The sequence below is a fragment of the Cupriavidus necator A5-1 genome, from assembly GCF_000744095.1.
In the GTDB taxonomy this organism is placed as follows: Bacteria; Pseudomonadota; Gammaproteobacteria; order Burkholderiales; family Burkholderiaceae; genus Cupriavidus; species Cupriavidus necator_A.
In genome coordinates, this window is the sequence record NZ_JQLI01000001.1 from 59,191 (window position 1) to 85,372 (window position 26,182).

A 26,182-nucleotide genomic window follows, 5' to 3' on the forward strand; every position below is an offset into this window, starting at 1 on the left:
TTCTGTATAAGGAGATGCTGTAGAACCCCATCGGCTGGCTATTGAGTAGCGCGCAGAGGAAGGCCGCCGGCTCGTGGCGCTTGAGCCAGGCGCTCGCATAGACTAGCAGGGCGAAGCTGGCCGCGTGGCTCTCTGGGAATCCATATTCGCCAAACCCTTGAATCTGTCGGACGATGTTTTCCGCGAACTCCAGATCGTAGCCCCGCTCGAGCATGCCGGTGACGATGCGCTCTTGGTACTTCTCCAGCCCTCCTTTACGCTTCCAGGCCGCCATCGCGCGCCGCAACTGGTCGGCCTCGCCGGCGGTGAATCCGGCCGCGAGCATGGCCACCTGCATGACCTGTTCCTGGAAGATTGGGACCCCCAGCGTACGGGAGAGGGCGACTTTCATCGCCTCGCTTGGGTAGGTCACCGGCTCGAGGCCTTGCCGCCTGCGCAGGAATGGATGGACCATGCCGCCCTGCACGGGACCAGGCCGCACGATGGCGACCTCAATCACCAGGTCGTAGAAGGTGCGGGGACGCAGCCGCGGCAGCATTGACATCTGCGCGCGCGACTCGATCTGGAACACGCCGATGGTGTCCGCCTTGCACAGCATGTCGTAAGTCTCGGGATCCTCTGCCGGGATGTCCTGCACTTCGAAGAGCTCGCCGCGCTGCTCGCTCACCAAGTCCAGCGTGCGACGGATGGCGGATAGTATTCCCAAGGCGAGGATATCGACCTTGAGGAGGCCGAGCGCGTCGAGGTCATCCTTGTCCCACTGGATGATGCTTCGCGCGGCCATGGCCGCATTCTCGATGGGCACCAGACGTGACAGCTTGCCCGCCGAAAGGACGAAACCGCCAGGGTGCTGAGAGATATGACGGGGGAAACCGAGCAGCTGCGTTGCCATGCTTGCCCATCGCTGGGTGAGCTCGCTCTCGGTGTCCAGGCCGCATTCGACAAACCGCTTGATCAGGTCGGATCGGGAATCAAACCAGTGGTGAGCCTTGGCGACCTGGTCGACGATGGCCGGATCCATGCCCAAGGCCTTTCCTGACTCGCGCAGCGCGCCGCGGGGGCGATAAGTGGCCACCGCCGCGGTGAGGGCGGCGCGGTCCCGGCCGTATCGACGATAGAGGTACTGGATTACCTCTTCGCGCCGCTGGTGCTCGAAGTCGACGTCGATGTCGGGTGGCTCGTTGCGCTCCTTCGAGATAAAGCGCTCGAAAAGCAAGTTGCCGCGCGCCGGATCAACCTCGGTGATCCCCAGGCAGTAGCACACACTTGAGTTGGCTGCAGAGCCGCGCCCCTGGCACAAGATGCCGTTGTTGCGCGCAAACCTGACGATGTCGTACACAGTCAGGAAATAGTGCTCGTACCGAAGGTCCTTGATCAGCGCGAGCTCGTGCTCTATCTGGGACTGGACCGAGAGCGGGAACCCTTGGGGAAAGCGTCGATACGCGCCGGCGAACGTCTCCTGCCGTAGGTAGTCTTCCGGCGACACGCCGGGCGGAGTCAGTTGGTCCGGGTATTCATAGCGCAACTCATCGAGCGAAAAGGTCGAGAGATTGGCGATTTGCACGGACTCGGTAAGCGCGCGGTGCGGATAGATGTTGGCCAGACGGAGGCGGGAGCGCAGGTGCTGCTCCGCATTCGCAGTCAACTCGTACCCGCACGCTGGTACCGGTTTGCGCAGACGGATGGCACTGAGCACGTCATGGATGGGTTTGCGCGAACGCACGTGCATGAGCACGTGCCCGGTGGCCACCAGGCGCAGGTGGTTGGTGATTGATGCGCGCAGTACTCCTGCCCGGTGGATGTCATCCATGGCCCGGTACAGCAGGGTGAGGCTGATCCACGCGCGGCCGGCGAAGGTGGCGGTGATCCACCGTGCCTGGGCATCGAGGGTCGCCTCCGGGGTGCAGAAGTCCGGCGTAAAGATGATCGTGCAGTCAGGCAATCCACGTAGATGCTCAAACCCCGGCCCGGGTCGGTCCAGGTCGCGCTGAGTGAGCCGGTAGGTTCCTTTTTCCGCGCCGCGAGTGCGCGCCATGGTGATGAGCTCGCACAAGTTCCCATACCCCTCGCGGTTGCGCGCGATTGCGACGAAGGAGAGCGACGGGCTGCCATCCTCGTTCACCAGGCGGAACCATGCCCCAACCAGCAGCTTCAGGCCGTGGCGCTTTGCCTCCGTGTGTGCCCGCACGATGCCCGCAAGGGAGCACTCATCTGTGATAGCCAGGGCGCTGTATCCCAGCTGCACGGCGCGCTCCACCAACTCCTCCGCGCGCGAAGCGCCTTTAAGGAACGAGAAGTTCGAGAGGCAGTGAAGCTCGGCGTAGCCGGGCAGGCCCGCGGCGGTCAGATCTGTGTCCATTTGCGAGTCTCAACCGAACAGCCCGTGCAGGTACCACCGAGCTGTGTCGCCCTCAGGGCTGGCCATCCGCTCGCAAAAGATCCAGTAGAACGAATGGTCCTTACCCTCGGCGACGTAGTAGTCGCGGGTCACCAGGTCGCCCGCCCACCACCCCGCCTCGATGCGCTCGGGTGGCGATACCAGGTGCAGGGGCGAGCCATAGAACGGCCGGTGGTCCCGCTCCAGCAAAGCGATGGGTTTGTCGAGCAGCCATGCTGGGCGGGGGAGGTTGGGCCCGCGCTGGGCTGGGCGGGGCTTGCCGACGGCCGGTTCCCAGCCGTTGGCCACCTCCGGTCTGTAGTCTGCCTGTAAGGCGGGGCGAAGGATGTTCTCGGCGCCAAGCCTCGCGGTGAGCAACTCCATCACCCGTGCGTGGTCTTCCGGCGTGCCGCCGGGCTCGGGAAACAGATCTTCGCTGGGCGGATCCTTCGGCTGTACGTCCGTGACCGACAGGCGAACGGCGATCATCGGGGCCTCCATCTGTACGCGGGCGAGTCGCTCGCGCAGCAGGCGCATCAGGTGGTCCTCGCTCCAGCTGGGCTCCGCTAGGGCGATCTCGACTACCGTGGGCGGCACCGCGGAGCGCCCGCGCTCGTGCTGCAGCTTGACGGCAATCCTCGTCACGGCCAATTGATGGGCGGCCAGCCAGCCCAGCATCTGGACAATCAGGCCGCGCGCATAGAGCAAGGTCGCCTCGGCGTGCTCGATGCGGTCGGGCAGTTCCGCGCGTGCAGTAAAGCTTGGCGGCGCTTCGAGCCACTCGAAAATCTCGGGCGCCAAGCCGAGTGCCCTGTCCAACGTTTCGTTGAGTTCCTGGCCGCACCGGCGCTGAAGGCCGGCGCGCGGCAGCTGGCGCAGGTCACCAAGCGTTCTACAGCCCAAGCCATCCAGCCATTCGAGGTAGGGACGGGCTGCTGGCAGCACCGCCGCCGACATCCCGGTGACCTGGCGCTCGAGGGAGCGATGGGACAGCGCGCGGCCGCCGCCGGCGCGTGCCAACAGCCAAGCCCCCTCAGCCGTCGGGGCGCAACCGGTCACGGGTGTCACGCCAAGCGCGCGGGCAGTCGCGCGTACGCGGCGCAGCAGCTTCCGGATGCCGCCGAAGAGTCGCAGGCTCGCCGATACGTCGACCAGGACGCAGGCCTCCTCTGCTTCGACAACATTGGGCGAGAACTGGAGCAAGGCGGTCGCGGCGCGACGCAGGCTCTCGGCTTCCTTCTGGAGCGCCCGGTCGAAGATGAGGGTCTGCGGCGCCATGGTCAGTACACCGCCCCGGCGCATGCCAAGGCGAACGCCGGCGCGTGCTGCCATCGGGGTCATGGCACACACCTTCTCGCTTTCCAATACTGCCGTTGGCAGCTCAGTGGACCAGCTCGGCCGGAACACTTCGAGGGGTAGCGATGGCAGGTGTAGGCAGATCCACAGGCGCAACATGGCGGTGGAGAAGGCTCGGCGATGGCTCGAGCCAGATAAGCAGCGGCGCATCCTGCTGGGGGCCGCGCCGCTTGAGAAAGGTCACCTCGATGCCGCCGGCGGCCGGACTGATGGCGAGGCGTAATGGCGCGGGGGAAGCGTCGCGCGCGCAGGCGATAGGGCGCACGAGGCAAAACAGGGCTTCGCCCGACTGAGCGGCCAGGTGGAGACGGCGCAGCGCGTCTGAGCGGATGTGCTGTTGCCAGAGCAGTACGGCGCCGCAAGTACCGGCGCGCAGCAGCTGCTCGGTAGCCCACAGCGTGTCGGCGGTTCGCTGTCCCCGAATCCACAGGATCTGCTGGGCCGGCAAGCCCCAGCTTGTCAGAGCGAGCGCCTGTGGCGTGTGAGGCGGCTGAATCAGCGCAACCGGCCGCGAAGCGGCGGCGAGCAGGGCCGGGCGCAGCAGGCGCAACTCGCCCACGCCAGGCTGCCGCGTGAGCAACTCAACCAACGTGCCCACCGGCCAGCCGCCGCCAGGCAGCTCGCTGGCCAGTTCCGGATAGCCGGTTGGCAGCGTGCGACCGGCCGGCCGCGCCAGTTGGGAGGCGCGCCAAAGTGCGGGGTGGATGGTTTCCGGGTTTGGGGTGGACATGAGGCTGCAGAGCTGTCTGTCCGTACAGTGTACTGTATGTTTATACAGTATTGGTGACCTCTGGCGAAATGTGCTTAATTAGGTCCATAAAGTGCAGGGAAGCGGATTAGTGAGACTTCGCCGCTTCCCTGGAAATACCGAATTGATGAGACTGCGGGGATTCAGCGGCGGGTAGCGTTGCGCTGACATGGCGGTCGCAAAAAGCCCGCCGACGCAGGGCACCGAGTTTTTTTAAGGACAAGGTCGCCGGCGACGGGCCGCAGTCGACCCGAACGAGACGGTCACCACAGTCTCCTTATTGAGTACGGCATCGGATAGATGCATGCTTGGGGATGTCGCCAGCCAAAATTGAGGGGGTGGTTCATGACGCAGCGAGCACGGGATCTCTATCGGAGTTCCAATGGCGACCGATGGTCGCTGGTTCACGACCTGGATTCAGGACGAGTGTTCATCCGGCATGAGTCCAACATGCCATCGGGCGGCCAGACATCCGAAATAGCCGTTGGCGATTTCCTCGTGCGCGATGCGCACGGACCAGAGCATGCCGAGTTGTTACGGCTTATCGGAACGCTTGTCGAATCCGGCTGACGTCGGGGATCGGCCCCGCCCTGCATGCGACCGCTTCTACGCAGCCATGTGTGCGCGGAGGATGCCATGTCCAATAGTTACGATCTTTCGGGGAAAACGGCGCTGGTGACTGGCGGTGCAAAGGGGCTCGGCCGGGCGATCGTTGCGCAACTGATCGACAGCGGCGCAAGCGTTCACGTTTGGGATATCTTGCCGTTCCAGATGGACGGCGCCAGTACTGAGGTCGTCGATGTCTCCGATGCTGAGCAGGTTGCGTTGGCGCTGGCGCGACTGGTCGATGCCGGTTTTCGCTTCGACATCCTGATCAACGGTGCCGGCTACCTCGGCCCGATGCAGCCGTTCGAGAATCACGAGGCCGGACAATGGCATCGCATCATCGCCGTGAATCTCCTTGGGACCATGTACGTCCTGCAGGCGATGCTGCCGCATATGTTGCGCTGGGGTGGCGGCCGCATCATCAATATGGGCTCGATGGCCGGCAAGGAGGGGCTGGTCGGGCTGGCCGCATACTCGGCGGCCAGCGGCGGCGTGGTGGCGCTGACCAAAGCGATCGGCCGCGAGATGGTGAGCCGTAATATCTACGTTAATTGCGTGGCGCCTGGCCCCATGGATACCGATATGATCCATGCCCTCGGTAGCCACGAGGTGGCGGCCATGGTTCGTGATAGCCCAGCGGGGCGTCTCGGTGATCCGGCTGAGGTGGCACACCTGGTAGCGTGGCTATGTTCAGACGCCAGCCGCTTTAACGCAGGCGCTGTCTTTGACATGTCCGGTGGGCGAGCGCGATTCTAAGTGAAGTGCGGATCTTCGGTTGACATGCCGCCGCTGCTGCCAGTCGGTCTATTGTGGCCCAACGGCCGAGGGTGGGAAAGAGACAGTGAGCAACCGGTGCGGAGCAGTCCAACGAACTCGCGCTTCAAAACAGGGCAGTCTCGCTATTTCCGGTTCCAATACAGGAGAGCGCTGGCAGAACTAACTGCTAAGTTGTTGATTTTTCGGAAAGCGCAGTCTCACGAATTCCGGCTGCACCTTTACTGGCAGAGAAAGACCCTCTAGAGATCCCCGGCTACGAGCCAAAATGGGAATACGTCCTTGAGCTACCGGTCTTGGTGGGGAACAAAGTCGGGTAGTGGCACCGGAGGTGTGAGGAAAAAAAGAGACGGCGCCCCGGTGGCGCCGCTTTAGTTTGTTTTGACGTTACATGATACTGCAAAGGATGGTTTAGAATCTGGTGAGAATCCTCTTTACCGACACCCGATGCCGACATCCCTACCGGTCATACACCGCTCGAGCCAGCTCCTGTCAGCCGCCCTGGCGCGGAATGGCCTTACACCCGAAGCCGTGAAGGACTGGCATCCGGACCATGATACGCCACCACCGCTTGGAACCGGCGGCATGACGTTTGCTGTTCGGGCATCGCTTCGAGCCATCGAGAGCGAGGCTGCCAGTCATGATTTGCGGGAGACCGGCGGGCCGGCACTACTCTCGATGCCGATGGAAGTTGCATCGGAGTACTTCTCTGCTTGGAAGCGCCGTTGGGGCGTGGGGACAGTCACCGAAGAGGGACAGGATGCCCCGACTCATGATCGTCCGCGGGGCTGACCATGGTCGCGAAGAACATCGACATATCGGCCTCGTTGCGCGCCGCGGCAGCGGAAACCGACTTGAGGGATCTTTGGACCCAACTTTGCGACCTGCTGAGGGGGCTGACCACGATTGCTGCATCGAAGCTGGACGATGCAGAGCGTAAGTCCGTGAACAAGCTGGCGCAGATCGCGAATAGCTACGGTCTGGTGGTCCTTGAGATGATGGAGCAGAACAACTTGCCGGCCAGGCAGCGCACGCTGTCCCAAAGCTTGGTGGCCGATTTCACCAAGGTGATTCGCTTCTTTGTCGAGGATGCCAGACAGTCGATGAATCTGCCACGCAGACAAAACGGCTGAAACCCGGCCCCCCAGTCCGCCAACTTTGGCGGGTAATCGTCGCCTATTAAATTGCGTAGCATAATGACAAACGTAAATATAAGTAGCTGGATGCCTACTCGAAGCGGACTGAGGGTCAATCTCGCCCACCCCGAACCGGAACAATTCGACATCCGTGACATCGCCTTGGGTTTGGCGAGGGAATGTCGATACGCGAACCAGCTGGACTTCCACTATTCGGTCGCGCAGCACAGCGTGATCGTTGCCCGGCACATCGATCCCGAGTTTGCCCTTGACGGACTGCTACACGACGCGTCCGAGGCATATATCCGGGACCTTCCGTCCCCGCTGAAGGCGCTGCTTCCGGATTACAAGGCAGTAGAGACTCGCATCGAGCAAGCCATCCGGGTGCGCTTTGGGCTCTCTCCTGACTCCGACCGGCGTATCCATGACCAGGTCAAGGCCGTCGACCGGCGTGTGGCCGCTGCCGAGCGCCAAGATCTGCTGCCGCCGATAGCAAACCCGGTTCCTCTCACGGAGGAACCGTGGCATGCCCTCGACGGGATCGAGCCGATTCCGGAGGCTATCGTGCCTTGGAGCTACCAGGCCTCGTTTGCCGGCTTCCTCTACATGTTCGCCCAATACAGCGATACGTATGTTCTCCATCCAGACATGACACCGTTCGTTCCCCACGAGCTGTATTTCGATAACGAGCCAGAACCCTACAGGGAGCGCCTACGCTGTGCCTGAGAACCTGACCAATCTGACCTCCGCGCCGATGGTTGGCGATTCGCCTGTCACGGCGCGCAACTATGCCGCGCAAGCCCAACGGTCGTTGCGCAACTACGTGCAGTTGGTTGAGAAGAGGGGATTGCGGCACGACGCGTTCGTCCTCACACACCTCGTGCACCGCCTGGGCGAGGCGGTGCACTTCGCGGTCCCCGACAACGCTGCCATCCTCGAAACTGGATTTCGAGGCGTGGAGGACGGGCCGCTCCGACTGCCGTTTCCGGAAATCACGATCGAATACTTCGTCCCCTTCAACCCCGAGCAGATTGGCGACCGGCTTCATGCCCCAAAACGGCTGATCTACGCGTGCGAAGTGACCCGGGATAGCTTGCCGGATTGGCTGACACCGGTACACCACGACATGATTGCCCGCTCGCTGCTCAACTGGGCTCGGGAGAATCCTCAGCTCGGCGCCGGTGAGCGTGGAATCCTTGTCTGGGGCGCCGCCTATGTCCAGCCAGGTCCCAATTTGGAGCCGATCTGGGCGCCGGAGTCGGGGTTTTGGCTGCTGCCAGAGCGCTACCCCGACTCCGCTTCGTACTCGCAGGAGTTGCGCCGCGAAAGGCACCAACGGCCGACCGATTCCGCTGCGCCCTTCGTGGCCGGCCGCCGGCCAATGCTTGTGGGTGGCATGGTCCCAGCGATGCTCGACATGTTCCGAATTGCAATGGATGGGCGGCCGGGCCAGGAAGACCAGGTGATCGCCGATCTGCAGCGGGATATCTCGCTCGAAGCCGGCGCAGTGCTCGAGTTCATCGAAGCGTGCTCCTGCAGCAATATTCAGGCGTCCACCCTCACCAAAGGGATCGAACCGGGCAGCCCGCTGGCCAAACGTCGCGCGGCAGATGGGAAGCTCCCGATGTTTGAGACGAAGGTACTGACAATCGACGTGACCGGACGCTCCAGCGCAGGCGCCAGCGGCGGCACTGGTGGCACCGGCAGAGCCAGCCCCAGAATGCACATGCGCCGCGGTCATATCCGGCGCCTGGAGGACGGTCGCCGCATCTGGGTCAACAACGCAGTGATCGGCAGCCAGACCAACGGCCAGATCCAGAAGTCATACGCGATCGAGACCCCGCAAACCTCCCGACCCCGCCCGCGCGGGTGATTCCGAGCCCAAATCGACCATGAACGCACTGGTTTTTGACACCGAAACAACCGGGAAGAGGGACCCAGGCCTCGTTGAGGCCGCATGGATCCCGATTCCGTCTCCGGGCAAAATCAAGCAGCTCGCCGGCGAACTCGTTGGCGATGCGTGTGCCCGCGACACCATGGTCCAGCGCTTCAATCCCGGCAAGCCGATCGAGTTTGGGGCCATGGCCACGCACCACATCACGAACCAGGCGGTTGAGCACTGCCCGCCGGCGTCGACGTTCCGCCTGCCGGCCGGATTGACGCACCTGATCGGCCACAAGATCGATTACGACATCGATGTCATCCACGCGGCGGCGCCGTCGGAGGGATACGGTGAGATCAGGGGCATCTGTACCTTGGTCTTGGCCCAACGACTCTGGCCCGAGTGCGACAGCCATACACAGTCAGCGCTGCTCTATTTCCTGATGCCGGAGGTCGCACCAGTACTCGCCATGCACGCGCACGATGCTGCCGTCGACGTTGGCATCAACCTTCGGCTGCTCAATCTGATCGTCCACGAGTTGCAATGGCGCGGCGCGCTCCGGCCTGACAGCGAGTGGTCCTTCGCCGATCTGTGGGAGATCAGTGAAATTGCCCGGATTCCCGAGTTCATGCCGTTCGGCAAGCATAAGGGCCGCCCGATCGCCGACGTTCCGCGCGACTACTGGGGCTGGTACTTCGAGCAAGCCGACATCGATCCGTACGTGGTGCGGGCCTACCGGGAGGGCGGGCAACCGTGGCCATGGCCTCGCCCAGACGCTGGCCACCCAGCGCCGCAGGCATCGGTATCGGTTTCGAAACCCGAACCGGTGACGGCGCCGCAGCCGGCTCAGTCCAACACCGCCCCCCGATTCAGTTTTTCACCGCGGCCGCGCGCCTGAGAAGCTCGCCAGCAGCACAAACCCAACTCCAGAAGGAAAGACCATGCAAACGACTAGTGAACACATTACGACCCTGGTGTATGCCGAACTGCGACGCGATGACCAGGTCGCCGTCATGATCCCCGCCCGCGACGGGCGCGGTGAGCCGACTGTCGTTGGAATCTCCACGGACACAATCACCTGGAAGTGCGCGGACGGCACCGTTGAGCGCTTGGGCACGCCCGCCGCCCCGGTTTCGAAGGATGTGATCGAAGCAGTCGCCAGTGCAGAGGGCCTGCTGGTGATGCTGGGCGACACCGCCACGAACGAGCTCATCGGAGACTTTGTGCTCCAGGGCGCGCCGGCGGCTTCTGTCGCCTGATCTGATTCCGCACAGATCGGAGCAAACTATGACCAAAGCAGATCAAGTCGACCCGACGGGAACGGATGTCCCGCCAAATCTTGCGAAGCTTAGCCCCAGAGCGCAGGAGTTCATCGCTCGATTCTCCAGTACCAAAGGCGCGAAACTCGGCCTGGGCGGATTGGCTCGGCCGAGCAGCATTACGGTGCACGGACCGAGCGGCCCAAATAAGGATCGCTTCGTTGGCTGGCTGAGGCGAGCGGCACCAGTGCTGGCCATCTCAGGCGCGATGTTGGCGGCCGCAGGAATGTACGCGCTGACGTACGGTTCCGCGCATGGGGAGAAGCCGGGCGTTTCGGGAGCGAACCCAATCGAACTCCGAAGCGAGAGGTTGCAGGAGCGCATGCCAGGCACCATGGAAATGATGCGCGAGGCCGCGAAACTTGTCCGGGTGAACCCCGAGCCGTACTCAGTACTTATTCGCTCCGACTCTGCGCTCGAGGGCCTCTCACCGACGGAGGTGCTTGCTGGGTTTGCCCAATCGGTCAATGCCGTCAATTCCCCGGCGCGCTCGCTCAAACAGATCGACAGTGCAGTCCGAGAGATTGTTGCTGATGCGTGGAAGAATGATTCCTCGCCGCTTATGGGACTTGCTGCGTATATGAAGTCCCCGGACAAATGGAAGGCCTCTGTAGCCCAGATGCGCATGCAAGGCCCGCAGGCCGTTTTCGACGCCGCGGACGCGCTGAGCTACGGATGGGCATACGCGCGCGCAGTCCACCAACTCCTCAGGGCACAACTCAGTGCCACCACGCCGCGAAACGTGCAGGCCCGCAAGGTCGGTGCGGACTTCGTGGACATTGCCCGCTCGGCTATCGGCCTCGCACAGTCAGTGGCCGGCGCCACTGGCAATCGGGACATAAATACCACCGCCAGGGATTTGAGCGGCCTCGCTCGCGATGGCGTCTCGATGTACCAGCAAGGGCAGTCGGTCGGTTCGGCGTCAGGCACGCGGCGCGTGGACCAGGTTTCCCGTATGGTGGACTCCGCGGGCCGGATTTATCAGAACAGCCAACGAGCAACGCATGAATACGACAAGCGTGCGCTCGACAGGGCGACAAAGGAGCTTCGACAGAACGGCTACGGCGAGGGCGCTACCATCCCGCAATACAGGGAGCGTGAGGGTGGTTGACTCGGCATTTGCTGTGGTTGGGGGGCGAGTCAGGCCGCTGGCGTCAATGCTGGCTTGCATGGTCCTCGCCCTTGCGTACGGTGGCGCTGCGGCCCAGAACGTCAACGAGTCAGCGGGCAGCATCTTCACGGCGGCAAACACCGCCGTGAAGCAGGGCGACTACAACACGGCGTATCGCCAATACCTTCGGCTCGCCATCAATGGTCACCCGGAGGCCCAGTTCAACCTCGCCCTCATGTACCAGCGCGGGGTGGGGGTGAACCTCGACCCGGCTGAGGCAGGCTACTGGTATGAGAAGGCGGCGGCGAAGGGGATCGTCGATGCGATGCTAAATTTCGGCACGCTGTATGACGTTGGCGGCGGGTTGGGCCCGAACCTGGACACCGCTGCCCAGTGGTACACCAAGGCGGCGAATGCGGGCAGCGCACAGGCAATGTGTAACCTGGGGCTGCTCTATACGCGAAACAACAATTTACAGCAGGCCAAATACTGGTATGACCAGGCGGCCCAGGCTGGATACGCTCCGCCAGCGTCCTTCCTGCAGGCCCTGCAGCAGCTCCAGAACCAGTCACCGAGCAACTAGCGTGGCTTCCTTCATCTCGCGTGCGAAGCGCGCGCTCCTCCCATGGCTTGCCGTCGGCGCCGCGTTCGCCCCGGTCGCGGGGCAGGCCGCGCCGTCGCAGACCTTCTTGAGCGATCTCGGTCACGTGGTTGGGCAGATGCTCGCCAGCTACAGCCGGGAGGCCGATACACCGCTGCAGGTTCTGACCTTCGACACCGGGGATGCAGCAGTGCGCGGCTTCCTGCAGGCGACCACCAGTCATAGCGCCGATGAGCTTCTCGCTATGCAGGCCTATGACAACATGAAGGTCGCGCGTGCGGTTGGAGGATTCAGTGAGAGCAGCGAGCTGCCGACGTGCGTGATCTTCTATGACTCCAGCCGTAGTGACCTGCTGGACGGTTACGTGCGTTCCGGCGCTTTCGAGTACGTGGAGGCACTCCACTACTTGGCCGCCCATGAGTTTGGCCACTGTATGGAATGGCACCAGACTCGGCGCGCGGCGGGCCGGGCAGGCGCCACTTTCCGGGACGTGCGAGCGTCAGAGCGACTGGCCGACCTCGTCGCGCTGACTTACTTCGCCGCCAACGGAAACTGGCGCGGTGCAGCCAGGATCCTGGAGTTCAATGCCAAAGTGAGCGGGGCCAAGCCAGGGGATCCCCACAGCAATGCGCGGGAACTACGCGCCGCGCTCGACCAGCTTCAGGCGGGTGCCCAGCACGGCAGGGGCATGCCCGGGACGATGCTGGCCATTTATCAGACGGCTGCCGAGCTGCAGCGGCGTAATCAAACCACTTTCAAGGACTGAAACCATGCCCGTCGGGCTTGCCATCGCACTTGCGATGTTCATTTGGTTCGGCTATTTCGCCTCTTCTAACGCTGAGGATCAGGACACCCAGGCCGCGGAGCTCGATGTGGGCAGCGTGGTCACCAACATGCAGAACTATCGCGCGGCCATCGTGAACTACGCGCTCGCCCAAACCGGCGGGAACCTGGTGAACTACGCCAACTTCAGGACCTTCACCGGGCCAGTACAGCAGTTCATGCCGGACGCGGCCGCTCAGTCCTCCTGGTTTAGCCGCCGCTCGGACGTACAGGGCTTCCTACGTAACGGCGAGATCTTCCTCTTCTACACCCCGAGCGGGGTGAACTCCCGCTTGATACCCGGCGTGCGCGCTGAGCTGCAGACGGCGATGAGCGCTCGCGGAACGGTCGGTGTCGCGCAGGGCCAGCAGCTCATCATCACGTCGAGCGGAGCGGTTGCGCCGGTATCGCTCCCCGCAGGGATACCGAATGGGGCTTCGGTGGTCTACATCGACGCGACCACCAGCCTTCCAAGGATCATCCGTAGGGTGACATGTCAGGACCGCTACGGCAATTCGCCCACTGGCGTGTGGAACAACGGGCCGGTGTTGCAGGAGCAATTCCAGTATGAGGATGGCACTTTCACCAACTGGCAGGACGCGCCGGCCGGCGTGGGACCCACCTACACCCCTTGCTCAACCACTTGAGGGTCGGACGATGCTGATGCGATATGGGTGGAACGTCTTGTCCCTACTGCTGGCCAGAGAGATCAGTTGCCGCACGGCAGTCATGGCACTTCGTAAGAGACCGGCCGCCGTGGCCGGAAAACGGGGAGGATTCATCGTCGATCCTGAGTTTGAAAAAGGCTCCACCCGTAGATTGGAAGATGAGTATGAATAGACTATTCGGCTACGCCATTTCAAGGACCGGATTTCACGAGGAGAGCGGGAGGCCACTGCCGGAACTGGTAATTGGCTCCGCCCCTGGGATGTCAACCGCGGTCATATGGGCCTATCGGAACAGAGCACATCTTTCGACGGCGCAGGGAGCACCAAAGGAGATAGTTGAAGCGTTCTCGAATGTCCCATTGCGATCACTCGATGCGGATGTGGTCAGTCGCCACGCCGTCGACACCGCCTGGATAGTGACGTCACTCGGGGTCAGAAGAAGTGCGCGCCCCGATTTGGTCCGAGTCGTTGCTCTCGGCAAGGATGGCGAGGGATCGATCCTGTTTGAGGCTAACACCCTAACGTCAGAGGCAATCACCTCGATGCAGCGAAACGCTATTGGCAGGTCGCTACGCGAAGTACTTGCGATGTATCCCTCCGTCGACGATTCGCTATTCTGAGCCACGGGACCAAGATGATGGAGACGCTGAACGCCTCTTTGCACCGACGGATTCGGGAGGTAGTTGAGAACGGGATGGCGCAGGTAGTGGGGGCTGACCAGATTCCAGCCGCATCTGGCTTTACCGCCTTACTGGCAGCAAACCTACGCTCTAATCGCCCGCTCCTGCATGGTGTAAAGGTTTATAGAGGCTCGAAAGATCCCGATGTGAATGCGGGTACATTCGACGCGCACTTCAAGCATGCTACGCCCCAATTCGCTGTCGCTCGGGGCTATGCAGAGACAGCGAACGAGAACATTGGCCTCGCCTCAAAGGACACAAGAGGGATCGGGGTGCTCGCAGAATTCGATTTCCCGCCTGACGCGATCTTCTACCGAAACTTCGGGCTCGAATCAGACGGGCTCGCCGGTGCGCCGCTAACGGTGCAAGAAGCGGAGCTGAAGCTGAAGCCCCTTGTCGAAGAATATGCAAAGGCCAGCAGCGATGGTGAGCTTCGAGCGGTCACGGACCGCGTCGAATCATTCTGTAAGACCTACCTGTATGAGCTTGCTCTGCCAGCAGAGCAACCACCGGTACGCCAGTGGGTGGTCCAGCATGACGATTTCGGCAGCCGCTTGCTTGCCCACCAAGATCGTGGACCGCTTGCAGAAGTCTTGATCGATGTTCTGCTAGCGAGAAAGAGTGCAGTCGATGAGCACCTGCCGAGCAAGATCGCTGCCGAGCTACGTAATGGCGGCATCTGCGGCTTGGAGCGCCTGGAACTGTTTTCTCCTGGCCTGACCACAGCGCTAGCGGGTACGGTCAGAGAGATCGATAAGACCTTGGGAGATCTACGTACGGCGACCAGAGCTCAAACCCACGACTCGCTCTCGGCGGCAATAGCCTGGCGCAGGGAGGCGCAGTCGGGACTTAAGCTCAGTCGGTTGACGAATGAAGGGTTCGCTATCGAGCACGACGATCCGCGGCTGAAAGTTATGCCGAGCCTCCAGAAATCAATCGCTGATATCGAGATGGCGGTCCGGCAGCAGGAGGCGAAACCTAAGCGGGAGGAAGTTCTTGCCATATTGAAGTCGGGGTATGAAGCCTCCTCCCGAGGCGCGCTATATCGTATGGCACTGAATGAAGCGATGAGCCAGGCGACCGACCTCTCACAGAAGATCGATAGATGTAGGACGGCGAGGCGGAGCGCCGCTGACCGTCTGGAAGAGGTCGAAGCTCACCATGCGGCAAGGATGAAGGGCGGATTCTTGTCTCGCCTGCTGTACCGGTTCGGTGATAGGCGGCAAGTTCTCGAGGAGATCGAGTCGCGAACTAGACATATCGCGGCCCTTGATCGGGCGGTGCACCAATTCTCTGCTCGCTGGAATGAGACAGATCCGGAGCGAAAAGACCTGGCGCGCACCTTGGAGAAGGTGTCGGAGCATATAGGCGAGCTTGAGAAGAGGCTCGATGACGTAGGCCAGGCGGGTGACCTCAGCTTCCTGCCTCCATCGATGCTGGAAAAATTGAAGCGCCTGAATCCGGAGGAATGGATGGCACTAGCAAATGCAGCGAGTGAGGAGTTGCGGGACGCGGGCAAGTTGATCGAGAGAGGCCACGCCGCGACCCAACTGTTCCGAAGCATAGCCACACAAGGAACTGGAGACCAAGTTCGGGCCGAGAAGGACGCCGGTCGTCGCCACCATTCCGACTTAGAGCCGGCTAGCTCTGAGCGTGCGATCGGGTACGCCGAACTCGATCCAACACTCGCCCCGGAGAGATACGCACGAATGCGTCCATGAAGGCCATCTCGTGCATTGCCAGAACACTGCATTTGCGCCGTTCCCCCTCTGTTTTTGCAAGATACCTTGTGTCACAGAAACGGAGTGGATACCAATGAAGATCGCAATGGAAGTGATGGCAGTGCTGGACCGCGCGGCGGTGGAAGGCAACGCCATCAAGCTGACCCAGCAACTGGACCCGGCACTGTATAAGCGGGTGAACAAGGTCCTCGACGCCGCCGGCGGCAAGTGGAATCGTAAGGCGCAGGCGCACCTGTTCGAGCGCGACGCGGCTAGCACCATTGATCAGATCCTGCTGACTGGTGAGATCGTGGTTCCTCAGGACTTCGGCTATTTCCCAACCCCGCCCAATGTTGTGGCCCGCCTGTTTGAGCTGGCAGGGCTGTCCCCGGGCATGACGATGCTGGAGCCGGAGGCTGGAACTGGCAACATCGCCCGTCCCGCTGCCGAGATCTGCACGGTCGACTGCGTGGAGTTGCTGGAGGCGAACGTCAAGGTCCTGCGTGAGGCCGGCTTCGCCCGTTCGATCGTGCAAGGCGATTTTCTGGAGCAGGTTCCTACTCCAGCATACGATCGGATCATTATGAACCCGCCCTTCGAAAAGCAGGCGGACATCCGGCACGTCACCCACGCGCTGAACTTTCTGGCCCCGGGCGGCCGCCATCACAGCGGTGATGGCAGCTGGCGTGAGCTTCCGCTCGAATCGGCTCGCGGAGTCTTTCCGCGACCTGGTCAATGCCCGCGGTGGCCAGATCGAGCCCCTCCGCGAAGGGGCGTTCAAGGCGTCCGGCACGATGGTGAGCACGGTGATCGCCACTATTTCCGCGTGAAGCGGTTAGGTCTGATAAGAAGGTGACCTGTCCGGGCCGGGCTAGCCAGCGCGAGGCGGGTGCTCCGATTTTTCCGAGGACGCCAGGAATAAAGCCGGTTTATGATGGAAAGGAGCGCCGGCAGTTTCTCTCTCGTAACGAAGCTCGAAATCGAGCGTATTCCGAGATTGAAGAGACCATGCCCATCAAGCGCGCCAAGACCCTCAAGCCTTCCCAAATTCGCCATTTACTCCGCGTGACCGAGGCCACCAGCCGGCACCCGGAGCGCGATGCGCTCATTCTGCTGTTGGGCTTCACCTGCGGGATGCGGGTATCCGAGATCGCCCGAATCGAAGTAGCCGACATCCTGTTGCCAGGAGGCAAGCTCCGCGAAGAGGTGAGCCTGCGCGCCGCGATCACGAAAGGTTGCCGCCAGCGCTGCATCTACCTCAGCCACGCCAAGACTGTCGTTGCCCTGGAGCGCTACATCGAATGGCGGTGGCGGCGCAACAAGGGCACTGCGCTTGATCGCAGCGAGTGGCGCGGCCTGATGCCGAAGACGACCCTCATCCTGACCCATAAGGGCAGCGGCTATGAGCTGAGCGTCAAGCGCCGCATCAACGAGGCGGGAGAGCGGGTCGAGTACCTGGCGGCCGACAGCCTGCAGAGTTACGTGACTGGCCTCTATCGCGCTGCTGGCCTGGCGAACGGTTACAGCAGCCATTCCGGGCGACGCACGTTCGCAAGCCGGTTGCTTGCCCAGGGTCATTCCATCGAAACCGTTCAACTGCTGTTGGGCCATGCCGAACTGGATCATGTCGCGCCGTATCTGGAGGTGCCGCGCCAGGAGCGGATGGAGGCCATGGCGGAGGTGGGGGACAGCCTCTGTAAGTGGTGCGACGTGTGACGCCGAGGCCGCTTTCACGCTTAAGACCCAGAAGAGAGAATGCCCTTGCACTTCCATGCTCCTTACATTAAAGTAAGGAATGTAAACATCAGGAGGTGCTATGGCTTCTGCAACCGTGACATCAAAAGGGCAGGTCACAATTCCTGTGGATGTTCGGACCCATCTAGGCCTATCTACCGGGGACCGCATCGAATTCGTGCTCAATGAACAAACGGGACGCTATGAAATGGTCCCTGCCACCCGCTCGGTAACCGCTCTCAAAGGCATTATCCGCAAGCCCGCCAGGCCCGTCTCGATTGACGACATGAACGCCGCTATAGCGGAACAGGGAGCCGCGGCCCGATGATCGGTCTCGACACGAATGTACTGGTCCGGTATTTCGCGCAGGATGATCCTGTGCAGGCTAAGCAGGCAACAGAACTGATCGAGTCGCTGACCGCAGACTCCCCCGGTTATGTCACCCAAGTAGCACTGGTCGAAGTCGTGTGGGTGCTGGGGCGGGCTTATGGTGCGGACCGCGATGAAATTACGCAGGTGGTCGAGACGCTGCTGCGGACGAAGGAGCTGGTAGTCGAAGCGGCGGAGACAGTCTGGAAGGCCTTGCGCCTATATGGCCGCTCGTCGGCGGATTTCGCCGACTGCCTCATCGAACGGATGTGTCACGACGCGCAGTGCGAATACACGATGACGTTTGACACGAAAGCGGCCAAGGTCGCCGGAATGCGGCTCCTAAAGTAAAAGAAAAGTATGAAACCGAACAGCAACCGGATCTGTACGTCAGCTGGACTCGTCCTTGCGGTACTTACATCGACCCTTATAGCGTCTCCGTACGCTGAAGCTGAGACATCTTTTTCACCGAAGGGGCTTTACGACGCTGCCAGATCTTACGAGCAATCTGACCCAGCGACCGCAATTCGGCTGTACAACGATTCGGCGGCCGCCGGTTATCTTCCCGCACAACTACTTTTGGCCGGGCTGCACAGATCCGGGATTGCGGGAGTAGAGAAGAATTGCAAAAGGGCGATTTACTGGTATGAACTAGCCGAGGAGCAGGGGAGTCTTGAAGCGATCGGCGGATCGAGCGAGTATATATGCAGACGAGACTGGCGAATGCTACTCCCTTCAGTCGGCGGTAACCTTGTATAGGCAGACGGCCGAGAAAGGAAGCACTCAAGCACAGCATTCCTTGGCACTTCTCTATATGCAAGGGCGAGGCTTACCCAAGGACAATGTGCGAGCCTACGCTTGGCTCTCCACATCGATGAGGGGTGGAGATGCCAAGTACCAGTCTTCGCTCCGATTGCGCGACGGGCTTGAACGAGTCATGACCGCGAGACAAATTGACGAAGCGAAAACAATGTCGAGAACGTATGTTTCGAAGTACAGAAAGAATTAGGAAGCTCATATTCTTATCGCGTGACTGCAAGGCGCGGACGCGCACGGGACCAATTTGGCTGAAAAGCCTGATGCCTGCCTCGTCCAGCAGTTCGCGCATGCGTGCTGATCTCTTCCTGATCCCCTGATTGGTCACTACCCCCATGCCTCCGGATTCTTTGTTTGCCGCGCTGGCCGCGCCCTTATGGGATGACATCGACGAGCGCAAGCACCTTCCACTTTACCGGCCGCTGCTCGCGCACTACACGTCCGTCGACAACCTGCGGAACATCCTCACGGGGGAGGAGCTGTGGCTTTCCAACCCTTTGAGCATGAACGACCATGAGGAGATGTACTACGGGCTGCAGCACGGCATGCAGGCTATCAACGAACACAAGGATCTGTACCAGACCTGCGAGGCACTGGGCTGCTATGAGGCGTTCATGGGCCAGCTTAGGGCCTGCCGGCAGCGCTTTGACAACGAGCACGCCCTCGACACCTACGTCGCTTGCTTCTCAGAGCATGATCCGCAGGAGGATGCTGATGGCCGACTGTCCATGTGGCGCGGCTACGGTGGCAACGGCAGTGGCGCCGCGCTTGTCTTCGACACCTCGCAGCTGAACATGAGTCAGGAATCCCCGTTGCTGATTGCACCGGTCGAGTACATGAGCCGAGAAGCCAGGCTGGCATGGATCAGCCGGCGGCTGGACCTGTTCACCACGACCATGCAGCGATTGCCAATCAACAAGGACAATGCGGGCATGGCTGCCAATGTGCTCTTCCAGCGGCTACTCCAGGCCTCGCTCTTTTCCAAGCATCGCGGCTTCTCGGAAGAACGCGAGTGGCGGGTAGTCTATTTCCCCGACCGGGACCAGGCGGGCCTGCTCAAAAGCATGTTCGGGTACTGGATTGGCCCGGGCGGCGTGCAGCCCAAGCTGAAGTTCCGCCTCGCGCCGCTGGCCGGCATCACCGACCCGAATTTCGGGCTCGACAAGCTGGTGCACAGCATCATCCTCGGTCCCACGCACAATCCGCTGTCGCAGCGCGCGACGCTGCGCATGTTGGAGCTGGAGCGCCCGGCGCTCGCTGCGCGTCTGCGCACCTCGTCCACCCCGTTCCGGCCGACCTGACCGCCCGCAAAAGGGCTTCCGCCGATGCAAGTCAAGAGATAGGAGGAAAAGAGCACCATGATCGATTGGCTTCCTGCCATTTTTTTGGAGCGTCCCCGACGTCTGTTGGAAACGGGACGCCTGTTCGCTTATCTGGGTGGGCTGTGGTGCATGGCGGGGATCGCCGGAGCCTTTGCCACGCGCGTGATCGGCCTGGCGCAACACACCGCGCGTGCAGGCGTGCCGTCGCCGCGTCTAGTGAACCTCTACCCCGACCTGCCGACTTGGTGGGTACCGGAGAGCTGGTTCGGCGCGCTGCCGGCAATCGCGTTGGTGGTGTTCGGCCTGTGGCTCGTCGCCGTAGGCAATAAGTTGCTGCGCTTCCTCGGCGAAGCCCAATAGGCCTTTCATCGGAAAAGAAGATGAATGAGCCTGATGCGGCGGTGCTCGACCTGGTTGAGCAATCCATCGAGGCGGCACGCCGGCTTGGAGTTTCGTGGGATGAGGCAGTCGAAGCCTTTGGTCTAGCGGCGAAAGCACTAGCTGTTGCTGCAGCGAAAGCGGATGCTGGGTCCGAAGTGGCCCGTATCGAGCTGGCCAGGATGAACCTCGAAGCAGGTTTCAGCAAGGCCGTAGAGACGAAAGTTCTGCGGAACGGGTCCTACGCTTACCACTAGTCGGAATAGACCACCGTCATGTACACCATTCACTCGCACGGCGTACTTCAAAAACGCGCTACCTCCCGCGCCGCGGGCCTGATGCTTTGCATCGCGCTGGGCTGCGCGGGGCACGGGGCGCTGGCTGCCGATCGCGGCACGGAGCCCACAGGCTTTGGTGTCACTGTGCAATGTGCGGATTGGCTGCGCAATCCCCAAAGTGTAGGGATGCAATCCTGGCTGGTCGGCTACCTCACCGGCATCAACCAGATGCTTGGCCAACGCTACAACGATCCCCTTCGCGGGGTTGAAGCGAAGGAAGTTTTGGGCGAGGTAAGGCGGTTCTGTCAGAGCAACCGCAGCGCAACGCTGGCGAGCACTGCTTACACCTATTATCTGTACTTATCGACCAAGTCCAAGCCTGAGCGGGCTGGCAACTGAACGGAAAAGGGCATGAAGCGCGTCGGAACCATACTGTGCCTGCCGTGGCTTGCCGCGTGTCAGGCAACAATGCCTCAAAGTCCGCAGCACGCTGGCGATTCGGCGATCACCAGAGTTCAAAATTGCGTTTGTTATGCAAGTGTGGAAGGGCAGAAGCTGCAGCCGTGGGAATTGAGTTGGGACGACCCAGCGAAGCTGCGGACGCAACTGACGCGTTGTACATGTGAGGCGGATATCGACGTGAGCAATGTCCGCGATCCTCGCCGCTACCTCACACCCGGCACAGTAGTGAAGTAGGAATCGGAAAAAGCCTGGTCACAAATCAAACGGAAAACGGTACATGGGCTTCTTCGAACTGACCACGGCGGGCGCAATGCTCGCCAAGGCGAAACGAGAACTTGTTCGGCTCGAATGCGAGGAGTCGATCGATCACGCTTACAATTTTTTCACCACGGCCTACCACGTGACTGACTACTTGAAGCCGGTTCTCTCGGCTGCCGACCATAGGGCGCTGGTAACGGAACCGGCAATCCATCTTTGCGCCGACGTATGCAACAAGGCGAAACACATGACGCTAACTCGTAGCCGGTCGGACCCTTTGACACATTCAGATTCCGGGGCAATCGGGGGTGCTGCAATCAACAGCGTCGCTATAAACGCCTCCGGCGAGCGCTGGGTTCGGTGGGCGGATGGAACGCAACTGGAGCTTGTGCAGTTTGCGAAATTTATCATAGCTTGGTTCGAACAATTTTTTGCCGCGCATGGCATCACCTCCGAGGCCTAGGAAAAGGACAAAATTTCACCCGACCGATCAAAGTCACGGTCATTTCAATGCGGGGGCGACAATGTTTGCAAACGGCTCAGTGATCGACCAGAAGTACTTCGTGCGCGGCTTGTGCAGCAACTCTGGTGGCATGGGTACCGTACTCTTCGTTCACCACGTCCAGCGTGCCGACGCGCTGCTGGTTCTCAAGTACTGCAAGCACGGTGACGAAGAAATGTTGCGTCGGTTTCAGCGTGAAGTGCGTGTCATGCAGAGTTTTGCCGGCAATGACGCCGTGGCGCAGATCGTCGATGCTAACCTTGCGCATATGCCGCCGTACTTCGTCATGCCATACTTTGAGAATGGTGACGTGTCGCGGCACGCCGAATTCATTCGCGCTAGGGCAGATACGACCGAGTTGTACTTCATGCGGATGATCGACTGCATCGAGCAACTCCACATGCGCAACATCTTTCACCGGGATATCAAGCCGCAGAATTTCCTTCTCGGCGGCGGCAATCTGGTTGTATCGGATCTCGGGCTATGCACGCAACTTGATTCCAGCACGATGTTCACACGCCAATCGGTCTGGGCAGGTACGCCGGGCTATATACCTCCCGAGTTCCTCGACAATGGTGGATTCCGGAATGCCGACGCCCGCGGCGACGTTTTCATGCTCGGTGCGACATTTCGCAACATCCTCGCGGCTGACGGTGCCTTCATACCTCATCCGGCGATTCAGGCAATTTTGGCCCGTGCGACTGCGCCGGATAAGTCGCGGCGATATGCCAGCCTAGCCGACCTGCGCCAAAGTCTCAAGTCCGCGTTCGACGTCATCTTGAACCGCCAACAGGGACAGGCAGGCGCGCTGGAGCTCAAGCAACGCATAGTCGATAGATGGACGGGATCGCACCTCGCTGATCCGGCCGAGATCGGGACTTTTATCCAGGCGCTTATCGTTGTTCCGGCCGCCGAACGGGAGACGATTTGCCTAGACCTGAAGTTGGAAATTTTCGAAGCGCTAGCGGCCTCCACCTTGGAGCCGGGGTTGCTTTCACAGTTCTTGGACTGCTATCGCGAAATGGCTGAACACAGCAGCTATGGATGGTCCTTTGCCGAAGTTATCGCCGACAACTGCAAGCTCCTTTTCTCGTCCATGTTCGTTGGAGAGGAGGACAAGGCAGAAGCGTTACGAATTGCCGTAATCGCGGCGGAGCGCCAAAACAGATTCGCGGCGATGGACACCTGCCGCGATATGATCGTAAGCGTTGGCGCTGGCGACTTTGGCCTTGCACAACGAGTGCATGACCTAATGATGGAGTATGACCACTACTTCATGCAGAACATCGACCCTGGGCAATGCAAGGCGATGGCCGTCCGCCAGGGCGTTGTTCAGCTAAAGAAGCGTGCGGAAGCACAAGCCGCTGCGGCCCAGCTGAACAACCCGTTCGCATTCGGACAAGGCCAATGAAAAACGGCGGCTACATCGGCACTATAAGCAAACAGAACTACATCCCTTGTGGAACAGGCATGAACTATGATGAATCCGCCGCTGAATCAAAGCGGCAAGAGCTGCTAGACGCCGCATTGTCAGCCGGCCCCCCGGTTCGCGAGCTTCCTGCCGCTGTGCTCGAATCCGTCCTAGAAGCGTTCACAAGCGTGACGCCCCCGCAGAAGCCGGAAGTTTGTCTCGAACTCGTCACGGTGAGTTCGCTCCACACCAGGCCAAAAGCTCAGTCGCACAAGCCGGGGAATGTTGTTCTCAACTGGCGCAAGCTGGTCGATATCGTCCCGGATATCACGCTCGCGGGCCTTGGAGCCGTCACCTTGCCCGTAGCGCCGGTGGTGGCGGCAGCTCTTGCGGGGTTGTATGTTTGGAACAAGATTTGGCGTGGAAGTGTAGAGGATTTCTCGGAGGTCGAAGCCCTAACGATCCTCGCGCTGTGGCAGCATCGAAATGGTGAAAACAAAGTCAACGAGAACGATGGCTTGGTAAAAACCAACCAACTACGCGCTCAGTACTCGTTGCCCACAATGCCCCCCGGGCAGTATGCAGCTGTTGTTAACAGGCTCGTTGAGATCCATTGCATCGAACTCGAGAATGGGGTCATCTGGTTGCGCGAATGGGTTCGGGTAAAGTACTCCTGATCGAACACGACGAAGAGTAGGAAAAGAGGCAACAATGCACAGGGTCAGGTCTTGGCTCAAGCAAACAAATGGATGGCAGCGCATCTGGTGCGTCCTTGTCGTTCTCAGCTTACTTGGACTGCTACTTGGTATGTCCGTTGGAAGAGTCGAAGAGAATTTCGATGGCAGCCAGCGCAAATATCTCGGCTCGTTGATCTGTACTTATGATGAGAACTTTGTAGCGTGCAACATCCTGGCAGTTGCTGCATGGGCTACTGCGAGCGTTGGGCTATACGCCCTTGGTTTGGCGTTTGCGTGGATAGTCCGGGGCTTCAGGGATGCTGGCCACGGCGGTAACAAAGAAGGCGGTGAGTGAACGTCAAGGAAATGCTGCACTTCGCACAAGAGCAAGTTCAACCCAACAAGAAATGCGAACCATGAGAACAAGACTCCCGCTGGCGATGCTGGCCACCACGGCGCTGCTTGGCTGTGCCACCACCGGTACCGATGGTGTCATCCCGATCGGTCCCGACATGTACATGATTGGAGGGCTTGGGAATTTCACCGACTTCTCGGCCAGTGCTGTCAAAGCGCGCATGTTCCAGCAGGCAGCGAAGTATTGCGCGGACCAAGGGCGCGTGATGTCGCCGATGGGCAGCACCGGCAAGGATTCGGGCTACGGTACCTACGCCTCGGCCGAAGTGCAGTTCCGCTGCTTGGCCCCCACCGCCGCCAGTCCGGCGAGATAGCCCCCCGAGCGTGGCTGCCAATGGGCAGCGATGGCGGTCAGTCGCCACAACGTAAAACATGGCACCAGCGGAGAACTTATGAAGAAGCAGATGCAGGCAGTTTCAGTTGAGGTCGCCGATGACGGTATGGTGGTCCTTACTCAGCAGATTAACGACCTGAATGACCCGGATCCGATAATTCACTTGACCGTAGAGCAGACACCCCTGGTTGCAACGTGGCTCTATGAGGCAGCGGGATGGGCAACAACTCACGGCGACGAAGCTGAGAGTGAGGCGATTCCTGTGCGGTACTTCGCGCGAGGTCCTGATGCAGAAGCCGAGCAGCTTGACGTGTTTTGCAACGCACAAGGCATGGTGGTACTGAAGATCGATGACGACGCATTCATCGAGATTGCCCCTGCGATGGCAAAGCGGCTGCGGGAGCGGATCTCAGTCGCGATCCGTGAGTCGATCACGAACATGCTACGGCCTGACGTAGAGGCATAGGGAAAACATCAGGGAGAAGCCCGTGTCAATGTACGACGATTTTGAGACGATCAAGGGAGAGAGTGCTTTGAAGGTTTTCCTGAGCACTTACGGCTTTCAGGAAATCAGCGCAGGCCCGAAGTGGAATCTCGGTGAATACGAGATGACGTGTCAGGGAACAACATTTCGTGTTGGATACCGTTGGCACGACCCGTCACAGGCGTTCTCGATTCAGCGCGACATTCACAAAGCGCAACTTTGGTCGATTGGAGCGAGCGAGATTGCACAGGTACACGGAAACGTTGAATTCCACGAGGATGCTTAGCCCTCGCTTCGGCCGCTGAACTGGAAGTATGATCTGCAGTCATTCAACTGCAATGTGATCCTTCAGAGCGGGCACGTAGGTAGATGGCCAGAGACTCTCGGCAATTGGGGAGATGATCTCCTTGAGGGACCGAGCAGACGTAAAACGTGGCTGGGTAAGACGATGCTGGAAGCAGGCACGACGCCGACTCCGATGATCGTTGCACACAAAGCAGGGCACTATCTTCACCCTAGAGAGCGAAACCTGCTGTTTTATGAACCATACCAGCTTATTGAAGGACACATGCGACTAGCATACTTGCACGGCATGATTCGCCACGGGCATCCTCGTGTCGATCGAATCACGACGTGTTTGTAGCGACCCTGCCTGAATAGACAGGAGAAGACCGGATGACATTAACTGTGCTTGCAATTGCAGCCGCCCATGCGGTTCCCGTCATTTGGGCGGCCAACCGATGGGGAACCCGAACATCTGTCACGGTGGTTGCACTCATGGCCTGCATAGCAGGCGCTATCGGCAAGAGCAAATATAGTGGCGTCGACCTCTTTTTTGTCGTTGCGGCCTACGCTTTGTACTTTCAATCGCTGGAGCCGTTTTCATTGCGTTTGTCAGGGAAGAAGAGCGACGCCAATACCAAGAACCACGAATGACCACTG

The 26,182-nt window shown here is 60.5% G+C and carries 29 protein-coding genes and 1 pseudogene; 27 read left to right on the forward strand and 3 right to left on the reverse strand.

The genetic code is table 11. The features are described 5' to 3' along the window. Window positions 1-10: 10 nt before the first annotated feature. The 3 genes and pseudogenes from K307_RS00295 to imuA form a co-directional block, all read right to left on the reverse strand. Window positions 11-2,359: pseudogene (locus K307_RS00295) on the reverse strand (error-prone DNA polymerase); the annotation flags it as partial. A gap of 9 nt (window positions 2,360-2,368) precedes the next feature. Continuing rightward, window positions 2,369-3,832: a Y-family DNA polymerase gene (locus K307_RS00300; protein WP_042875595.1), complete on the reverse strand. Its 1,464-nt coding sequence runs from the start codon at window positions 3,830-3,832 to the stop codon at window positions 2,369-2,371. Next, window positions 3,759-4,463, reverse strand: coding sequence for a translesion DNA synthesis-associated protein ImuA (gene imuA, locus K307_RS00305; protein WP_042875597.1), 705 nt, complete (start codon window positions 4,461-4,463; stop codon window positions 3,759-3,761). The genes K307_RS00300 and imuA overlap by 74 nt, the downstream gene beginning before the upstream one ends. Before the next feature lie 654 nt (window positions 4,464-5,117). Between imuA and K307_RS00310 the strand changes: the two genes are divergently transcribed. The 27 genes from K307_RS00310 (at window position 5,118) to K307_RS00435 (ending at window position 26,176) form a co-directional block, all read left to right on the forward strand. Next, window positions 5,118-5,843, forward strand: a complete 726-nt coding sequence (locus K307_RS00310) for an SDR family NAD(P)-dependent oxidoreductase (protein WP_042875598.1) — start codon at window positions 5,118-5,120, stop codon at window positions 5,841-5,843. An 812-nt stretch (window positions 5,844-6,655) separates the two neighbouring features. After that, on the forward strand, window positions 6,656-6,994 hold the full coding sequence (locus tag K307_RS00315; protein ID WP_042875600.1) for a hypothetical protein: 339 nt from the start codon (window positions 6,656-6,658) through the stop codon (window positions 6,992-6,994). A 90-nt stretch (window positions 6,995-7,084) separates the two neighbouring features. After that, entirely contained in the window at window positions 7,085-7,723 is a 639-nt protein-coding gene (locus K307_RS44015) for a hypothetical protein (RefSeq protein ID WP_051974527.1), read from the forward strand. Further along, complete coding sequence (locus K307_RS00325) at window positions 7,716-8,870, forward strand: hypothetical protein (protein ID WP_155301006.1); 1,155 nt, start codon at window positions 7,716-7,718, stop codon at window positions 8,868-8,870. Before K307_RS44015 ends, K307_RS00325 begins: the two co-directional genes overlap by 8 nt. A gap of 19 nt (window positions 8,871-8,889) precedes the next feature. Next, complete coding sequence (locus tag K307_RS00330) at window positions 8,890-9,777, forward strand: putative quorum-sensing-regulated virulence factor (RefSeq protein ID WP_051974528.1); 888 nt, start codon at window positions 8,890-8,892, stop codon at window positions 9,775-9,777. Window positions 9,778-9,820: 43 nt separating this feature from the next. Continuing rightward, entirely contained in the window at window positions 9,821-10,138 is a 318-nt protein-coding gene (locus tag K307_RS00335; protein ID WP_042875603.1) for a hypothetical protein, read from the forward strand. A 28-nt stretch (window positions 10,139-10,166) separates the two neighbouring features. Further along, window positions 10,167-11,309: a hypothetical protein gene (locus K307_RS48390; protein ID WP_196251496.1), complete on the forward strand. Its 1,143-nt coding sequence runs from the start codon at window positions 10,167-10,169 to the stop codon at window positions 11,307-11,309. Window positions 11,310-11,367: 58 nt separating this feature from the next. Then, entirely contained in the window at window positions 11,368-11,892 is a 525-nt protein-coding gene (locus K307_RS48395; RefSeq protein WP_196251497.1) for a tetratricopeptide repeat protein, read from the forward strand. 1 nt (window position 11,893) lies between these two features. Then, entirely contained in the window at window positions 11,894-12,676 is a 783-nt protein-coding gene (locus K307_RS48400) for a hypothetical protein (protein ID WP_042875607.1), read from the forward strand. 4 nt (window positions 12,677-12,680) lie between these two features. Next, window positions 12,681-13,379 carry a type IV pilus biogenesis protein PilM gene (pilM, locus tag K307_RS00355; protein WP_042875609.1) on the forward strand — a complete coding sequence of 233 codons (699 nt, stop codon included), beginning with the start codon at window positions 12,681-12,683 and terminating at the stop codon, window positions 13,377-13,379. A 655-nt stretch (window positions 13,380-14,034) separates the two neighbouring features. Beyond that, window positions 14,035-15,801, forward strand: a complete 1,767-nt coding sequence (locus K307_RS00365) for a hypothetical protein (RefSeq protein WP_155301007.1) — start codon at window positions 14,035-14,037, stop codon at window positions 15,799-15,801. 94 nt (window positions 15,802-15,895) lie between these two features. Then, window positions 15,896-16,657 carry a methyltransferase gene (locus tag K307_RS00370; protein WP_230625378.1) on the forward strand — a complete coding sequence of 254 codons (762 nt, stop codon included), beginning with the start codon at window positions 15,896-15,898 and terminating at the stop codon, window positions 16,655-16,657. 152 nt (window positions 16,658-16,809) lie between these two features. After that, the gene (locus K307_RS00375) at window positions 16,810-17,517 is read left to right on the forward strand and encodes a tyrosine-type recombinase/integrase (protein ID WP_042875615.1); all 708 of its coding nucleotides are present in this window, start codon (window positions 16,810-16,812) and stop codon (window positions 17,515-17,517) included. A 100-nt stretch (window positions 17,518-17,617) separates the two neighbouring features. Beyond that, window positions 17,618-17,863, forward strand: a complete 246-nt coding sequence (locus tag K307_RS44950) for an AbrB/MazE/SpoVT family DNA-binding domain-containing protein (RefSeq protein ID WP_080744792.1) — start codon at window positions 17,618-17,620, stop codon at window positions 17,861-17,863. Beyond that, entirely contained in the window at window positions 17,860-18,255 is a 396-nt protein-coding gene (locus tag K307_RS00380) for a PIN domain-containing protein (protein ID WP_042875616.1), read from the forward strand. Before K307_RS44950 ends, K307_RS00380 begins: the two co-directional genes overlap by 4 nt. A gap of 9 nt (window positions 18,256-18,264) precedes the next feature. After that, window positions 18,265-18,663, forward strand: coding sequence for a tetratricopeptide repeat protein (locus K307_RS50755; RefSeq protein WP_419187096.1), 399 nt, complete (start codon window positions 18,265-18,267; stop codon window positions 18,661-18,663). Window positions 18,664-19,070: 407 nt separating this feature from the next. Then, the gene (locus K307_RS00385) at window positions 19,071-20,021 is read left to right on the forward strand and encodes a DUF2971 domain-containing protein (RefSeq protein WP_042875618.1); all 951 of its coding nucleotides are present in this window, start codon (window positions 19,071-19,073) and stop codon (window positions 20,019-20,021) included. Window positions 20,022-20,078: 57 nt separating this feature from the next. Further along, complete coding sequence (locus K307_RS00390) at window positions 20,079-20,402, forward strand: hypothetical protein (RefSeq protein ID WP_042875620.1); 324 nt, start codon at window positions 20,079-20,081, stop codon at window positions 20,400-20,402. A gap of 20 nt (window positions 20,403-20,422) precedes the next feature. After that, the gene (locus tag K307_RS00395) at window positions 20,423-20,677 is read left to right on the forward strand and encodes a hypothetical protein (protein WP_042875622.1); all 255 of its coding nucleotides are present in this window, start codon (window positions 20,423-20,425) and stop codon (window positions 20,675-20,677) included. An 18-nt stretch (window positions 20,678-20,695) separates the two neighbouring features. Then, window positions 20,696-21,097: a hypothetical protein gene (locus K307_RS00400; RefSeq protein WP_042875624.1), complete on the forward strand. Its 402-nt coding sequence runs from the start codon at window positions 20,696-20,698 to the stop codon at window positions 21,095-21,097. Between the two features lie 340 nt (window positions 21,098-21,437). Further along, window positions 21,438-21,881, forward strand: coding sequence for a hypothetical protein (locus tag K307_RS00405; protein ID WP_042875626.1), 444 nt, complete (start codon window positions 21,438-21,440; stop codon window positions 21,879-21,881). Between the two features lie 79 nt (window positions 21,882-21,960). After that, complete coding sequence (locus K307_RS00410) at window positions 21,961-23,331, forward strand: protein kinase domain-containing protein (RefSeq protein WP_196251498.1); 1,371 nt, start codon at window positions 21,961-21,963, stop codon at window positions 23,329-23,331. Further along, complete coding sequence (locus K307_RS00415; protein WP_155301008.1) at window positions 23,328-24,008, forward strand: hypothetical protein; 681 nt, start codon at window positions 23,328-23,330, stop codon at window positions 24,006-24,008. Before K307_RS00410 ends, K307_RS00415 begins: the two co-directional genes overlap by 4 nt. A gap of 416 nt (window positions 24,009-24,424) precedes the next feature. Continuing rightward, complete coding sequence (locus K307_RS00420; RefSeq protein ID WP_155301009.1) at window positions 24,425-24,736, forward strand: hypothetical protein; 312 nt, start codon at window positions 24,425-24,427, stop codon at window positions 24,734-24,736. A gap of 78 nt (window positions 24,737-24,814) precedes the next feature. Continuing rightward, window positions 24,815-25,222, forward strand: coding sequence for a hypothetical protein (locus tag K307_RS00425; RefSeq protein ID WP_042875633.1), 408 nt, complete (start codon window positions 24,815-24,817; stop codon window positions 25,220-25,222). Between the two features lie 28 nt (window positions 25,223-25,250). Then, window positions 25,251-25,526, forward strand: a complete 276-nt coding sequence (locus tag K307_RS00430; protein WP_042875635.1) for a hypothetical protein — start codon at window positions 25,251-25,253, stop codon at window positions 25,524-25,526. A 389-nt stretch (window positions 25,527-25,915) separates the two neighbouring features. Continuing rightward, the gene (locus K307_RS00435) at window positions 25,916-26,176 is read left to right on the forward strand and encodes a hypothetical protein (protein WP_042875637.1); all 261 of its coding nucleotides are present in this window, start codon (window positions 25,916-25,918) and stop codon (window positions 26,174-26,176) included. Window positions 26,177-26,182 lie beyond the last annotated feature (6 nt).